We start from the raw sequence: 14,806 nt of genomic DNA, 5'->3' as shown, positions 1-14,806 counted from the left end.
CCCAACCGAAAAAAGGGCTGCCTAGCTGCCTTCGCGCCAGGCCCGCCACAGTCGTGCGTAGCGGCCGCCCAGGGCCACCAACTCCTCATGCGTCCCCTGCTCCACGACGCGTCCCGCGTCCAGTACGGCGATCCGGTCCGCCGCCATGGCCTGGGTCAGCCGGTGTGCCACGAACAGCGTGGTCCGGCCCGCGCACGCGGCGCGCACGGCCCGTTCCAGCTCGGCCGCGCCCTCGCTGCCCGCCTCCGCCGTGGACTCGTCGAGCACCACGACGGGGGTGCGGCCCAGCACCAGCCGGGCCAGGGCGATGTGGGCGACCTTGGTGACGTCGAGGCGTTCGCCGCCCTCGCCGACCAGGGTGTTCAGACCGTCGGGCAGCGCGTCGACCCATCCGTCGGCGCCGACCGTGCGCAGGGCGTCCGTCAGCTGGGCGTCGGTCGCCTCCGGTGCGGCCAGGCGCAGGTCCTCGGAGAGCGGTCCGGAGAAGACGTGTGTCTCCTGCGTGAGGATGCTGACCAGGGCCCGCGCCCCGGCCTCGTCGAGACCGGCGAGGTCGGTGGACCCTATGCGCACGGACCCGGTCTGCGGGGTGCCGATGCCCGCGATCAGCGCGGCCAGGGTGGATTTGCCCGCGCCCGTCGCCCCGACGAGGGCGAGCGAGGTGCCGGCCGGGATCGTCAGGTCGACGTCCCGGACGACCGGCTCCTCCGAGTCGGGGTAGCGGAACGTCAGCCCCGCCACCTCGACGGCCAGCGGGTGCGGCCCGTCCACCGCCCCCGCCACGGCGAGGGCGCCCACCAGCCGGTCCTCCGCTTCCTCCTCCAGCACTCCGACCAGGCGGGTCAGGCTCGCGCCCGACTTCTGCGCCTCGTCGAAGGTGAACATGATGGAACCCAGCGGGGTGAAGAGCCGGTGGAACAGCAGCGGGGCCGCGGAGACCTCGCCGAGGCTGGCGGCGTCGGCCTCCAGCAGGGCGTACCCCACCACGATGATCAGGACCAGCCCGATGAACTCGGCGCGGTTCTCCCTGCCGACGAACCGGCCGAAGAGCCGGAACACCTCGATGCCGAGGTCGCGTACCCGCCACGACTCATGGGTGACCTTCTCGCGGACGGCCCCTTCGAGGCGGTACGCCCGGACCGTGTCTATCCCGTTCAGTCCGCTGATCAGGGCCTGCGCACGGTCGGCCTGGGCCGCCCGCTGCCTCTGGTAGAGCGGGGCGGAGCGGGGCAGGTACCAGCGCAGGGCCAGCCCGTACGCGGGCAGCGCGCAGGCACCGGCCAGACCGAGCCGCCAGTCCAGGCCGAACATGCCGATCGTGGCGATGACGACCAGCACCCCCGCCGAGAACACGGTGGGCACGGCCGTCCTGATGCCTTTGGACAGTACGGCCACGTCGTCGCCGACCCGGGAGAGCACGTCCCCCCGGCCGACCTGCTCGATCCGGGCGCTCGGCATCCCGAGCACCGCCCGGACGGCGCCTTCGCGGAGCCGGGCGAGCAGGTCCGCGCCGAGGCGCCCGATGAGGTAGGTCGACAGGGCGGTGGCCGCCGCGCCGAGCAGCGCGGCGGCCACCATCAACACCCCGGTCGTGACCAGGATCGAGCGCGGTCCGCCCGCGACCACCCCGTCGACGACCCGGCCGAGCAGGAGCAGCGGGAGCACCTGGAGGGCCGCCCCCGCCACCGTGGTGAACACGGTGGCGGAGGTCAGCCACGGCACCTCGCGGCAGTGCGCCGTGACCCAGCGGGTGGCCTCGCGTCCGGTCGTCGTGCGCAGGGTCGACGGGGCGACGCGCGTGGCGGTGAGGCTCACACCTGACCGGCCGACTTGACGAGTTCGTCGATGGCGTACGGCAGCGAGAGCAGGGTGCCCTGGGACATGGCCGCGCCGACGGCCGGGCCCTCGCTGTCGAGGAGGTAGGAGACCTTGCCGTTCTTGACCGCGTTCAGGTTGGTGAACAGCTGGAACTTCTTCAGCGCCTCCTGGTCCGCCTTGTCGGCGATGACGAAGATGCGGTCGACGTCGACGAGGTCCATGCGCTCCGGGGAGAGCGTGGTGTAGAACTTGCCGTCCGCGATCTTGTCGATCTCGGCCTGGCCCTTGTAGCCGATGCCCGTCACCAGCCGGCCGCGCACGTCGGTGGTGGTGAAGGGGGCCACCGAGTCCTTGTACCAGGACAGGGGGACGGCGGTCTGGTTCGCGAACTCGGGGTGCGCCTTCTTGGCCGTGTCGAGCTTGTCCTGGATGCCCTTCACCAGCTCGGTGCCCTTGGCCTCCTGGCCGAGCGCCTTGGCGATGTGGACGGCGTTGTCCTGCCAGGAAGCGCTGAACGGCTCCTTCTCGGCCTTGGTGCGGCCCACCGTCGGGGCGATCTTGGTGAGCTTCTCGTAGGCGGCCTGGTCGATCTCGGAGTACACGGCGATGATCAGGTCCGGCCGCAGGGCCGCGATCTTCTCGTAGTTCGGGCCGGCGTCACCGTTGTTCATGATGACCTCGGGACGGGCGTCGCCCCACTTCTCCTTCACCCACGGCCACTGGGTGTTGATGTCGGGGGAGGTGCCCGGCGGGTTCGGATACTGGTCGACCATGCCGACCGGCTTGATGCCGAACGCGAGGATGGCCTGGTCGTCGGTGTACCCGACCGAGACGACCCGCTTGGGGGCCTTCTCGACCTTGGTCGATCCGAAGGCGTGCTCCACGGTGACCGGGAAGGTGCCCCCGGCGGCCGGGGCGTTGTCGCTCTTCTTGTCGGCCTGGTCCGCCGAATCGGAACCGCATCCGGCCAGGAGGCCGACGCCGAGGGCCGCGGCGGAGGCTCCCGCCGCCAACCGCCGCCAGGGCTTCATACGTGTCGTTCGATGGAAAAGCATCCGAAATCCCTTGCTTTCGTGCCGTCCATTGCAGTTCCGCCCGAGGGCAGCCAAACCCTACCGCGCCCAAGTGAGGCTAGCCTAGCCTTACTTGCGGCGTAACTTTGTTTGATCTATGAGGTCACGTGGGTGCGCCCGATGGGGACGATGAGCGGCCGGTCCCCCACCGGGTCGTCGATCACCTTGGCGCGCAGCCCGAAGGCCTCGTACAACAGCTCGGCGGTGATCACGTCACGGGGGTGGCCCTGCGCGAGGATCGAACCGGCCTTCATCACGATGAGGTTGTCGCTGTAGCGGGTGGCCAGATTGAGGTCGTGCAGCACCAGGACCACGGTGCATCCCGACTCGTGCAGGTCGTCCACGAGGTCGAGCACGTCGATCGCGTGCGCCAGGTCCAGATAGGTGGTCGGCTCGTCCAGGAGCAGCAGATCGGTGCCCTGAGCCAGCGTCATCGAGATCCAGACCCGCTGCCGCTGCCCGCCGGACAGGGCGTCGACCGGGCGGTCGGCCAGGTCGGACACCCCGGTCATGGCCAGGGCCCGCGCCACGACGTCGGCGTCGTCGGAGGACCACTGCCGCAGCCAGCTCTGGTGCGGATGGCGGCCCCTGGCGACGAGGTCGGCCACCGTGAGCCCTTCCGGCGCCACCGGAGCCTGCGGCAGCAGGCCGAGCTTCTTGGCCACGTCCCGGGTCCTGAGCCGGCCGATGTCCTCGCCGTCCAGCACGACCGATCCGCTGGTCGGTTTGAGCAGCCGGGACAGGGTCCGCAACAGGGTCGACTTCCCGCACCCGTTGGAGCCGATGATCGTGGTGATCACCCGCGGCGGGATCGCCACGTGGAGGTCGTCGATGACGACCCGGCCGCCGTACCCGACGGTGACCCCCCTGGCCGCCAGCCGTGCGGCCCCGGCCCCGTCGGACTCGATCCCGGCGATCTGCGATACGGCCACAACTCCCCCTGAAGTAGGCATGCCTGAAGGGTCTGAAGGTCTGATGTCCGCGAGGACGCGGGGACGCGGGGACGCGGGGACGCGGGGACGCCGGCTAGCGGAGGTTGGCCCGTACCAGCAGATGGATGAGGAAGGGACCGCCGATCACGGCGGTCACCACGCCGACCGGAAGGGTGATCGGCAGTGCCGTACGGGCGACCAGGTCCGCGCCGATCAGCAGCAGGGCTCCGACCAGCCCGGAGGCCGCCATCGGTGGTGTCGGGCACTTCGCCAGCCGCATCGCCACCTGGGGCGCCACCAGCGCGACGAACGGGACCGGGCCGGCCGCGCTCACGGCCACGCCGGCCAGCAGCACCGCGCACAGCAGCAGGACCGCCCGCACCCTCGTGTACCGGACGCCCAGGCCCGCTGCCACGTCGTCGCCTAGGTGCAGCGGCTTGAACTGGAAGGCGACCACCGTCACGACGGCCATCAGGGCGAGGGTGCACCACAGCGCCACACCCACGTCGTCCCACGACCGGTTGTCCAGCGAGCCGACCAGCCAGGCCTGGGCCCGGGCCACGTCCCTGATGTCCGCCGTGACCAGCAGCCAGGTCGTGACCGCCTCCATCACGGCGCTCACCGAGATGCCGATGAGGATGAGCCGGAAGCCGTCGATCCCGCGCCGCCACGCCAGGAAGTACACGAGGAGGCCCGTACCGAGGCCGCCCGCGAGCGCCGCCCCGGACAGGCCCACGGAGTCGACGACCGCCGTGGCGGTCCCGCCGGACACCGTCACCAGGAACACCGCGACCGCGCCGGCGCCCCCGGTGATCCCCAGGATGTCCGGGCTGGCCAGCGGGTTGCGCGCGATCGACTGGGTGATCGCCCCGGACACGCCGAGCGCGACGCCCACGACGAGCCCGGCCAGGGCGCGCGGCATCCGCAGGTCCATGATCACGAACTTGTCGACCTGCTCGCCCCCGCCCACGACCGTGGCCATCACCCGCGACAGGCCGATGGGGAAGTCCCCCACGCCGATGGACACGCAGAACACCAGGAAGGCCGCCGCCGCCAGCAGCAGCGTGACGCACACGACCCACGGCCGCCACACGAACGAGACGGGGCCGAGCCGCACGCCCGGCGTCACCGGCGCCAATGCCTTCACCTCGGTTCCGGTCATGCGCTCTTGAACTTTCCGCGCCACACCAGGGCCGCGAAGAACGGGGCGCCGAGGAGGGCCACGACGACCCCCGCGTCCAGCTCCCCCGGCCGCACCAGCAGGCGCCCCGCCATGTCGCAGACCAGCAGGACGATGGCGCCGAGCAGGCCCGCGTACGGCACCAGCCAACGGTAGTCCGGCCCGGTCAGGTACCGGGCCATGTGGGCCACCATCAGGCCGAGGAAGGCGATGGGGCCGCACGCCGCCGTGGCCGCTCCCGCGAGCAGGGTGATGGCGGCGATGCCGAGGATCCGGCTGAGCACGATGTTCACCCCCAGCCCCCGCGCGACGTCGTCGCCGAGGTTGAGCAGGTTGAGGGCGGGCAGCGTGATCAGCGCGAGCACCAGCCCGACGGCGATGAACGCGATCACCGGCCAGATGACGTCGAACCCGACACCGGCCACGGAGCCCGCGTTCCAGAACCGCAGGGCGTTCAGCGAGGCCTTGTCGGACAGCGCGACCGCCGTGGTCATCGCGGCGAGGAACACCGTCACCCCTTGTCCGGCCAGCGCGAGGGTCAGCGGGTTACCGGCCCCCCGGCCGATGCTCGCCAGTCCGAAGACGACGACGCCGGCGACGGCAGCGCCCAGGAAGGCGAACCAGACGTACTGGAACGGGTTGGCGAACCCGAACAGGGCGATCACCAGCACCACGGCGAAGGAGGCACCGGAGTTCACGCCCAGCAGGCCCGTGTCGGCTATCGGATTGCGCGTGTACCCCTGGATCAGCGCCCCGCCGACCCCCAGGGCCACGCCCGCCACGACCGCGAGCGCCGTACGCGGCACCCGTACGGTCCGCACGATGAGCCGTATCTCGGTGAGCCGCTGGTCGGGGTCCGGCGCCGCCGATAACCCGCGCCACACCTCGGCAGGGGTCAGCGCCCGCGCGCCGACGGCCAACGACACCACCACGGCGGCCACGAGGACCAGCACCAGGGCGACCGAGCCCACGACCCGCCGCCGCCGGGCCTCCGTCACGCCCCTGGGCACGGGGCGTTCCGCTGCAATCGTGCCCATGTCGCTCTACGTCATCCCTTCGATCCACCGCCCGGACGGGTCGGCACGCCGACGCAGCCGCGACCGAAACTTAGGCAAAGCTAAGCTGATTCCATGGCGCGCTGTCGATAGACAAAACGGGCACGCGGGAGTGAGAGGCCGCCAACTCGCCCCCAAATATGTACTGTTGATCGATTAGATTAGCCTAACCTTACTTCAATTGACCCGCGCCGCACAAACGCGCCCCGACCCATGGCCGGGGCGCGCTGCGGTCCGCGAGGAGTCCGGGCCGTCAGGTGTGCAGGCGGCTGTTGGGGCCGTCCTGGTCCCCGGCGCTCTCGTCGTTGAACCAGTAGTCCCCGGCCGCCAGGTACCGGAAGGAATGCGTGCTCTTGCTGGGGAGCTCGACGGTCACGGCGCGCTTGCCGTCCTTCCGGCGGGCCAGGGTGTGGACACCGGGCTGCCAGTCGTTGAAGTCGCCCACCACGCTGACCGGTCCCGGCGGGGTGTCGACGGGCAGGATGAAGGTGACCTCGGTGCGGTCCTTGCGCAGTTTGCGCTCCAGCATGGTGAGCTCCTGACAACGGCAGTGGGGGTGGTACGCCGCCCATAGTCGGCGGCAGACGCACCGGACGCACCCCGGCGCCGCCACTCCCACCGCGGACCCACTACATCGAGTGACCCGCGCGCATGCAATGTCACCCTGCGTGTCGGCTCCCCCGGGATGCCGTCCCCTCCGCCCCTGTCAAGGTACGAATGGCCGGGACTACGGCCTCGTCCCGCCTCCGGGCACGGTGGATGTCGACCTTCCTGCGCAGGAGCAGGAGCGAATCGCCGTCCGTACCGGAGGCATCCATGTTCCGCCGCGCAGGGGCCTTCGTGACCCGTCACCCCCGGCTCGTCCTCGTCGGCGCGCTCGTCTTCCTCGTCCTGTCCGTCTTTCTCGGCATGGATGCGACCGGACGGCTGAAGACGCAGGGATACGACGATCCGCGATCCGAGTCCAGCCGCGCCGCGCACCTGGCCGCCGAGCGCCTGGGCGCCTCCCCGAACCTGGTCCTCGTGGCACAGAGCGGCAGCGGTTCCGTGGACGGCCCTGCCGTCCGCGGCGCGGGCGAGGAGCTGACCGCAAAGCTCGCCGCGCAGCCGCACGTGAGCGCCGTGACCTCGTACTGGACCGGCGGCGCGGCGGAGCTGCGCAGCCGCGACGGCCACGCGGCGATGCTGGTCGCGCACGTGGACGGCGAGGGGGAGGAGCTCGCGGCGCGGGCCGAGCGGCTGCGCGCGGAGCTGGCCACCCCGGCCGGTGCCGGGGAGGCCCTGACCGTGCACGTCGGAGGGAGCGCCCTCATCGACGCCGAGCTCCAGGACATCTCCGAGTCCGACCTGAAGCGGGCCGAGTACGTCGTCCTGCCGGGCACCCTGATCCTGCTGGTCCTGGTGTTCGGCAGTGTGGTCGCCGCGGCCCTGCCCCTGCTGATCGGCGTCCTCGCCATCGCCGGGACGCTGCTGGTCCTGAGCGTTCTCGGCAGTGTCACCGACGTGTCCGTGTTCTCGCTGAACCTCACCACGGCGCTCGGCCTGGGGCTGGGCATCGACTACGGACTGCTGATCGTCTCGCGGTTCCGTGAGGAGCTCGCCGCCGGATTCCTCCCGAGTACCGCCGCCGTACGGACCGTGCGCACCGCCGGCCACACGATCGCCTTCAGCTCCGCGACGGTCTCCGCCGCGCTGGCCACCCTGCTGGTGTTCCCGCCGTACTTCCTGCGCTCCTTCGCCTACGCGGGCATCGCCGTCGTGGCGATCGCGGCGCTGAGCGCCGTGACCGTGCTGCCCGCCCTGCTCGCACTGCTCGGCAAGCGGGTGAACGCCTGGGCCGTGCCGTGGCGCCGCAAGGTCCGGTCCGGCTCCCGGTCCGGATTCTGGGAGGGGCTGGCGCGGATCGTCGTACGCCGCCCGCTGATCGCGGCGCTGCCGGTGATCGGTCTGCTGGTGCTGCTCGCCGCGCCCTTCGCGCACGCCGATTTCGCCACCCCCGACGACCGGGCGCTGCCGTCGGGCGCGTCCAGCCGACAGGCCGGTGACCTGGTGCGCGACCGGTTCGACATGAAGGGCTCCGGCGCGCTGACGGTCGTCACCACGGGCAACGCCTCCCCGCCGGATCGGGTGGAGTACGCCCGCCGGCTGTCCGCGTTCCCGCAGGTCGCCCAGGTCGTGGGACCCGACGGCGGCTTCCGGTACGGGGAGCGGGCAGCGGTCACCGGCTCGGCCGCAGCCGCCGCCCGGCCCGCAGCCGACGGCCCGGTCCAGCTCTCCGCGGTGCCGCTGGTCGACCCCCGGTCGCACGCCGCCCAGCAGCTCGTCCACGACGTCCGTGCGGTCCCCGCCCCCGCGGGCACCGAGGTCCTCGTCGGCGGACCGAGCGCGGTCCTGGTCGACGCCAAGGCCACGGTGGGCGACCGGATCCCGCCGGCGCTCGCGCTGATCTCCGTCACCACCTTCGCGCTGCTGCTGGGCTTCACGCGCAGTCTGCTGCTGCCGCTGAAGGCCGTCGCGCTGAACGCGCTGAGTCTCGCGGCCGTCCTCGGCGCCATGGTGTGGGTCTTCCAGTCGGGTCATCTGCACCAGTTGCTGGGCTTCACGCCGGGGCCCCTCAGTACGACCATGCCGGTCCTGCTGTTCTGCATCGTCTTCGGACTCTCGGTGGACTACGAGGTGTTCGTCCTCGCGCGCATCAAGGAGGCGCACGACGCCGGGCAGGACAACGCCCGCTCGATCGTCACGGGCATGGCCCGCACGGGCGGCATCGTCACCACCGCCGGCGCGCTGCTCGCCTTCACCCTTCTGAGCTTCGGCACCTCGCAGGTGTCCCTGCTGCAGTTCTTCGGGATCGGCGCGGGCCTCGGCGTCCTCCTCGACGCCACGCTCGTACGGGGGGTCCTCGTGCCGGCGCTCATGCGCCTGGCGGGCGGCCTGAACTGGTGGGCGCCGCGTCCCATCCGGCCCAAGGAGCCGCTCCCGGCGTCCCGTCCGCCCCCGGCTCCCGTCCGCAGGTGTCCCACGGCCCGGCCCGCCCTGCGGACCCCGGCCCGCGCGCGCCACTGACCACCGGCCCGTACCCGTACGCGTACCCGTCCCCTCCCCCGTACCCGTCCCCCCTCACGGCAAGGAAGAACTCCCATGACCGACATCGCCATCACCGGACTCGGCTGCCGCTTCCCCGGCGCTCCCGACATCAGCGCCTACTGGAAGCTCCTGCTGAGCGGGGAACGGCAGTTCTCCGCCGTGCCGAAGGAGCGCTGGAACCATGAGACCTTCCACGAACCCGGCAATCCGTCGGCCCCTCATGCCGCGTACACCGACCAGGTCGCCTTCCTGGACGACGTGGACCGCTTCGACGCCCTGCACTACGGCGTACCGCCCGCTCGCGCCCGGGCCATGGACCCGCAGCACCGGCTGCTGCTGGACGTCACCCGCGAGGCCCTCGACGACGCGGGGCTGGGCCGGGGCGACTTCGACCGGGAGAACACCGGGGTCTTCTGCGGCATGTCGGTGTCCGACTACAAGGACCTCATGTCGGCCCCCATCCGGGCCATCGCCCTGGCCGAGGACGCGCGGCAGGCCGCGGCGGACCCCGGCGGCCTCCTCGACGCCGTCAAGGACCACGCGGGATCGCTCGGCACCGTGCAGGCTTTCAGCCTGCCGGGGAGCCTGCTCAACATGGCCCCCGGCACCGTCAGCCGGCACTTCGACCTCGGCGGGCCCAGCTTCACCGTCGACGCCGCCTGCTCCGGCTCGCTCGTCGCCCTGGACCAGGCCATGGCCCAGCTGCGCCAGGGCAGCTGCCGGATCGCCGTCGTCGGTGGCGTGTACCTCAGCCTCACCCCCGACAGCCTGATCGGTTTCTCCACGCTCCGGGCGCTGTCCGCCACCGGGGTCTGCCGCCCCTTCGACGAGGGGGCCGACGGTTTCGTCCTCGGTGAGGGCGCCGGCGCCGTCGTCGTACGGCCGCTCGCCGACGCGCTCGCCGCGGGCGACCGGGTCTACGCGGTGATCAAGGGCATCGGCACGGCCAACGACGGCGCGTCCCCCGGGCCGCTGGCGCCCGCTCCCGAAGGCCAGCTGCGCGCCATGCGCCGGGCGTACGACGACGCGGGGGTCGCCCCGTCCACGGTCGGCTTCCTGGAGGCCCACGGGACCGGTACCGCCACCGGCGACCGCGCCGAGGTCGAGGCGCTGCGCCGACTGCGTACCGAGTACCCCGACGACGACCCCTCGCTGTGCTACGTCGGCGCCGGCAAGGCCCTCATCGGACACTCGCTGTCCGCCGCGGGCATCGCCGGACTGATCAAGACGGCCCTGGTCGTCCACCACCGGACGATCGTTCCGCAGCCGAAGACCGCCCCGCACCCGGGGCTGGGCATCGACGCCGCGGGCCTGCGTCTCGCCGACGCCTCACGGCCCTTTCCGGAGTCTGGCACTCCGATCCGGGCCGCCGTCAGCTCGTTCGGCTTCGGCGGGACGAACGTCCACGTGGTGCTGGAGGAGCGGCCCGCCCCCGACCCTGCCGCCGGCCGTCTTCCGGAACGGAGCACCGGGGACACCGGGGACACGCGGGACACCCTGGACACCGGCCCTCGGCTCGTCCTGCTCTCGGCCGGCAGTGCCGAGCTCCTGGACCAGCACATCGGCGACGTTCTCGACGCACTCGACACGGCGGACCCCGCCCCGCTGGCAGCCGTGGCCCACACCCTGGGCTCCCGCCGGCCGCTGACGGCCCGGCTCGCGATCGTGGCCGACGACACGGAGGCCTTCGTACGGCGGCTGCGCCACGCCCGCGAGCAGCTCGTCGAGGGCGAGCGGGGCGACCTCGGTGACGACGCCTGCGCCGCCGACGCCCCGCTGCCGGCCGAGCGGCGGCGCCTCGCCTTCCTCTTCCCCGGTCAGGGCAGCCAGAAGCCCGGCATGATGCGGGACCTCTACGAGCGGTTCCCCGGCTTCCGGGCGACCGTCGACGGCCTGGGCGCCGCGGCCCGCGAGGCCACCGGCTTCGACATCGGCGACCTGCTGTACGGCGAGGCGGCGACCGCCGGGGGCGACGCCGAGGAGAGCGGGCGCCTGCTCGCCTCCACCGAGGTGTGCCAGCCGCTGCTCGGGACCGTCCAGATCGCCGCCACCCGGCTCCTCGCCGGCTTCGGCATCGCGCCCGACCTGGTCCTCGGCCACAGCGTCGGGGAGTTCGCAGCGGCCGCGGCGGCCGGCGCCCTCACCGACGAGGACACCGTACGGCTGCTGGTGCACCGGGGCGCGACCCTCCGGGAGGCCGAGAGCAGCCTGCGCGGCGGGATGCTCGCCGTGCAGACCGACAAGGAGACCTGCCGTCGGCTGGTGACCGGCATCGACGACGTGTGGCTCGCCTGCTTCAACCAGCCGCGGCAGGTCGTGGTCAGCGGTACGCCGCAAGGTCTCGACGCCATGCGGCAGGCCTGCGCCGAGGCGGGGGTCGTCACGGTGGCGCTCGACGTGTCGAACGCCTTCCACTCGCCGCGGCTCGCCGCCGCCGACGAGAAGATGAGTGCGGACCTCGCCGGCCGCCCCGTCAGCAGCCCCGTCCTGCCGTTCGTCTCGTCCGTGAACGCGGCCGTCTGCAGCGACCCCGAGCGGCTGCGCGAGCTGTGGGCCCGCCACGCGTCCGCGCCGGTCCGGTTCGGCGATGCCGTGCGCACCGCCTATGACCAGGGGGCACGGGTCTTCCTCCAGGTGACCGGCGGCAACTCGCTCCTGACCTCGGTCCGCCGCAACCTCACCGACCACGGCGACGTCCACGTCGTCCCGGTCGCCGGGGTGGCGCCGGACGGCGGCCGGGGCTTCGTCCGGGCCCTCGCCCGGCTCGCGGTCCTGGGTGCCCCGGTCGACCCGCGCGCCCTGGTTCCCCAGGAGGAGCGCCGGCTGCTCGACCTGCCGGTGGCGAAGCTCGCCACGCAGTCGTACTGGGTGCCGCGCCGGCGCGGCGGGACGACGGGCGCCTCCGCCCCCTCCCACCAGCCCCAGGCCCAGGCCCGGCCCCAGGCCCGGCCCGTATCCCCCGAGGAGATCGCGATGAACGGCTCGCCGCTCCACCCGATGGACGAACTGCTCCAGCTGGTCCAGCAGCAGACGGCGCTGCTCGCCCGCCTCGCCGAAACCCTCCCCGGGCCGAACCCGGCCACGGAGGCCGCGCTGCTGGCCCGCCTCGCCGAGACCCTGCCCGAGCGGAACCGGGCCGCGGAGGCCGTCGCCCCGGCGACGGCCGAAACCACCCCGGTGCCCCCGGACGCTCCCACGGCGCCCGCCGCCCCCGCCGTACCCGCCGTACCCGCCGACGAGGAACCGTCGCCGACCGGGGACATCACCACGGTCACGGAGTCCGTGCTCGCGCACGTGGCCCGCGTCAGCGCGTTCCCCGTGGCCCATCTGCGCGATGACCAGCTGCTGATCGACGACCTCGGGTTCGACTCGCTGATGCTGACCGACCTGTTCACCTCCCTCAAGCGGCAGTGGCCGCAGTGGACCCGTGACGAAACGGCCACCGACCGGCCGACCGTCGGAGGGATCGCCGCGATGATCGCGAGCGGCTGCGGCGACGCCGTACCGGCCCCCGTCCCCGAGCAGCGCTGCGGAACCGGCGAAGCCCCGGCGGCGGCGCCCGCAGACCCGCCCGCAGACCCGCCCGTCTCCCTGGCCCCCGGCCCGCCGACGGCCACGGACCCGGCCGCCTCCCCGCTGCCCGAGCAGCACACACGGATCGAGTGCTTCCCGGAGGTCACCGCCCACTCCGAGCGCATCGCCACGCTCTCCGGGCTGGGGCTGGCCAATCCGTACTTCCTCGTCCACGAGGGCGCGCTGACGGACACCACCGTCGTCGACGGCCGGGAGCTCCTCTCCTTCTCCAGCTACAACTACCTGGGCATGGCGACCCACCCGCAGGTGAACGCGGCGGCCCACGAGGCGATAGAGCGCTGCGGCACCTCGGTCTCCGCCAGCCGGCTGCTCTCCGGCAGCCGACCGCTCCACCTGGAACTCGAGAGCGAGATCGCCGACCTGCTCGGGTGCGAAGCGGCGATCACCCTGGCCAACGGCCACGCCACCAACGTCACCGTGATCGGCCACCTCGTCGGACCGGGGGACCTCATCGTCCACGACTCCCTCGCGCACGACAGCATCCTGCAGGGGTGCAGGCTCTCCGGCGCGACCCGGCGGCCCTTCCCCCACAACGACGCCGCCGCCCTTGACGCCCTGCTGACGCAGGTCCGCGACCAGTACCGGCGGGTGCTCGTCGTCGTCGAAGGCGTCTACAGCATGGACGGGGACATCGCCGACCTGCCCGCCCTCGTCGACGTCAAGCGCCGGCACGGCGCGCTGCTGATGATCGACGAGGCGCACAGCATCGGGACGATCGGCCGGACGGGCCGCGGCATCGGTGAGTACTACGGCATCGACCGCTCGGCCGTCGACCTCTGGTCGGGCACGCTGTCGAAGGCGCTGGCGAGCTGCGGCGGCTACGTCGCGGGGAGCCGCCCGGTCGTGGAGTACCTGCGCTACACCGTGCCGGGCTTCGTCTACAGCGCCGGGATGACCCCGGCCGACACCGCGGCCTCTCTGACCGCACTGCGCATGCTGCGTGCAGAGCCGCAGCGGGTGGCACGGCTCTCGGAGAACGCGGCGCTCTTCGTCCACCTCGCGCGCGAGGCGGGCATCAACACCGGGGACAGTCATGACACACCGGTCGTGCCGTGCATCGTCGGGGACTCGCTGAAGACCCTGCAGCTCGCGGAGGCCCTGTTCCAGCAGGGCATCAGCGTCAACCCCATCCTCCATCCGGCCGTACCGGAGGAGCTGGCCCGGCTGCGGTTCTTCATCACGTACGACCACACGCCCGGCCAGATCCGCCAGGCCGTGGCCGCGCTGGCGCGCGAGCTGCTGCTCCTCGACCCGGTCCCGGTCTCGTGACCGCCGCCGTGACCGCCGCCGTGGATGCCGTCTTCCGGCCGATCGTGCCGGGCCGGGTCCACCGATGGGGCGGAGCCCGCCTGATCGTGGCCCGGGCCCACGAGCTCCGCCAGGTGCCGCCGCTCTCACCGTCCGAGCGGCGCGTGCTCCGGGAGCTGCGGGCCTGGCGGCAGGCCGAGTGGACGGCCGGCCGGCTGCTCGCCAAGCGGCTGGTGGGCGAGGTGGTCTCCGCGCCGGCGGACGGCGTGGAGATCCTCCCCCGGGACGACGGCAGCCCCCGCGTCGTCGTCGGCGGCAGCCCGATGCCCGCCCTGTACGTCTCCATCAGCCACACGGCCGGGTACGTCGCCGCGGCTCTCGCGCCGGAACCGGTCGGGGTGGACCTGTGCGAGATCGGCTCGGCCGACGCCGTACGCCGGGTCGCGGACCATTTCCTGTCGCCCGAGGAGCTCTCCCTCGTCGGCAGGGAGCGGCCCGACGCCATGACCGGGGCCTGGGCTCTGAAGGAGGCCGCGGTCAAGGCCGACCGGAGCGCGGTCTTCGGGGCCGCTCCGCGCGGCATCCCGATCCTCGGCCTCCGGCCGCCCCTCCTCGGCGGACGGCGCCGCGCGATGGTCTGGCGGGCGGACGACGCGGCGCTCGCCCTCGTCCTCGCGCACCCGGGTGGCTGAGTGCCCCGCGTGACGGTACTGCGTTGGTGCTCCTTGCCCGGCTGGATCATTCTGGTCAGAGGAGCGCCTGGCCGTGCACGTCCCCCGTGGGACGGCGGCAGCGGAACGAGCGAGGGCGAGATGAGTG

9 protein-coding genes are annotated in these 14,806 nt (G+C 72.7%); 3 read left to right on the top strand and 6 right to left on the bottom strand.

The window, feature by feature from the left end:
• Positions 1-21: 21 nt before the first annotated feature.
• From ACFY04_RS32725 to ACFY04_RS32700, 6 genes are all read right to left on the bottom strand, one after another.
• A complete protein-coding gene (locus ACFY04_RS32725) occupies positions 22-1,815 on the bottom strand; it encodes an ABC transporter ATP-binding protein (protein WP_389122389.1) in 1,794 nt (597 codons plus the stop codon).
• The gene (locus ACFY04_RS32720) at positions 1,812-2,873 is read right to left on the bottom strand and encodes an iron-siderophore ABC transporter substrate-binding protein (RefSeq protein ID WP_389122386.1); all 1,062 of its coding nucleotides are present in this window, start codon (positions 2,871-2,873) and stop codon (positions 1,812-1,814) included. Before ACFY04_RS32720 ends, ACFY04_RS32725 begins: the two co-directional genes overlap by 4 nt.
• Before the next feature lie 113 nt (positions 2,874-2,986).
• On the bottom strand, positions 2,987-3,844 hold the full coding sequence (locus ACFY04_RS32715; RefSeq protein ID WP_389122384.1) for an ABC transporter ATP-binding protein: 858 nt from the start codon (positions 3,842-3,844) through the stop codon (positions 2,987-2,989).
• 73 nt (positions 3,845-3,917) lie between these two features.
• Positions 3,918-4,985 carry a FecCD family ABC transporter permease gene (locus ACFY04_RS32710; RefSeq protein WP_389122381.1) on the bottom strand — a complete coding sequence of 356 codons (1,068 nt, stop codon included), beginning with the start codon at positions 4,983-4,985 and terminating at the stop codon, positions 3,918-3,920.
• The gene (locus ACFY04_RS32705; protein WP_389122379.1) at positions 4,982-6,040 is read right to left on the bottom strand and encodes a FecCD family ABC transporter permease; all 1,059 of its coding nucleotides are present in this window, start codon (positions 6,038-6,040) and stop codon (positions 4,982-4,984) included. Before ACFY04_RS32705 ends, ACFY04_RS32710 begins: the two co-directional genes overlap by 4 nt.
• A 271-nt stretch (positions 6,041-6,311) precedes the next feature.
• Complete coding sequence (locus ACFY04_RS32700; protein ID WP_030384091.1) at positions 6,312-6,587, bottom strand: isoamylase early set domain-containing protein; 276 nt, start codon at positions 6,585-6,587, stop codon at positions 6,312-6,314.
• A 287-nt stretch (positions 6,588-6,874) separates the two neighbouring features.
• Between ACFY04_RS32700 and ACFY04_RS32695 the strand changes: the two genes are divergently transcribed.
• From ACFY04_RS32695 to ACFY04_RS32685, 3 genes are all read left to right on the top strand, one after another.
• On the top strand, positions 6,875-9,124 hold the full coding sequence (locus ACFY04_RS32695) for an MMPL family transporter (RefSeq protein ID WP_389122376.1): 2,250 nt from the start codon (positions 6,875-6,877) through the stop codon (positions 9,122-9,124).
• A 75-nt stretch (positions 9,125-9,199) separates the two neighbouring features.
• Positions 9,200-14,008, top strand: a complete 4,809-nt coding sequence (locus ACFY04_RS32690; protein WP_389122374.1) for a type I polyketide synthase — start codon at positions 9,200-9,202, stop codon at positions 14,006-14,008.
• The gene (locus tag ACFY04_RS32685) at positions 14,005-14,679 is read left to right on the top strand and encodes a 4'-phosphopantetheinyl transferase family protein (RefSeq protein WP_389122372.1); all 675 of its coding nucleotides are present in this window, start codon (positions 14,005-14,007) and stop codon (positions 14,677-14,679) included. The genes ACFY04_RS32690 and ACFY04_RS32685 overlap by 4 nt, the downstream gene beginning before the upstream one ends.
• Positions 14,680-14,806 lie beyond the last annotated feature (127 nt).

Origin of the sequence: Streptomyces sp. NPDC001549 (genome assembly GCF_042894025.1) — a bacterium.
Taxonomy (GTDB): Bacteria; Actinomycetota; Actinomycetes; order Streptomycetales; family Streptomycetaceae; genus Streptomyces; species Streptomyces kutzneri.
Note: the sequence above shows the minus strand (reverse complement) of the source record. Positions and strands in the feature narration are given on the sequence as shown.

What these genes read in the sequence shown, in the direction of transcription:
- ACFY04_RS32700 (WP_030384091.1), bottom strand. Translation starts at nt 6,587, where the DNA reads ATGCTGGAGCGCAAACTGCGCAAGGACCGCACCGAGGTCACCTTCATC.
- ACFY04_RS32690 (WP_389122374.1), top strand. Translation starts at nt 9,200, where the DNA reads ATGACCGACATCGCCATCACCGGACTCGGCTGCCGCTTCCCCGGCGCT.
- ACFY04_RS32695 (WP_389122376.1), top strand. Translation starts at nt 6,875, where the DNA reads ATGTTCCGCCGCGCAGGGGCCTTCGTGACCCGTCACCCCCGGCTCGTC.
- ACFY04_RS32715 (WP_389122384.1), bottom strand. Translation starts at nt 3,844, where the DNA reads ATGCCTACTTCAGGGGGAGTTGTGGCCGTATCGCAGATCGCCGGGATC.
- ACFY04_RS32705 (WP_389122379.1), bottom strand. Translation starts at nt 6,040, where the DNA reads ATGGGCACGATTGCAGCGGAACGCCCCGTGCCCAGGGGCGTGACGGAG.
- ACFY04_RS32720 (WP_389122386.1), bottom strand. Translation starts at nt 2,873, where the DNA reads ATGCTTTTCCATCGAACGACACGTATGAAGCCCTGGCGGCGGTTGGCG.
- ACFY04_RS32710 (WP_389122381.1), bottom strand. Translation starts at nt 4,985, where the DNA reads ATGACCGGAACCGAGGTGAAGGCATTGGCGCCGGTGACGCCGGGCGTG.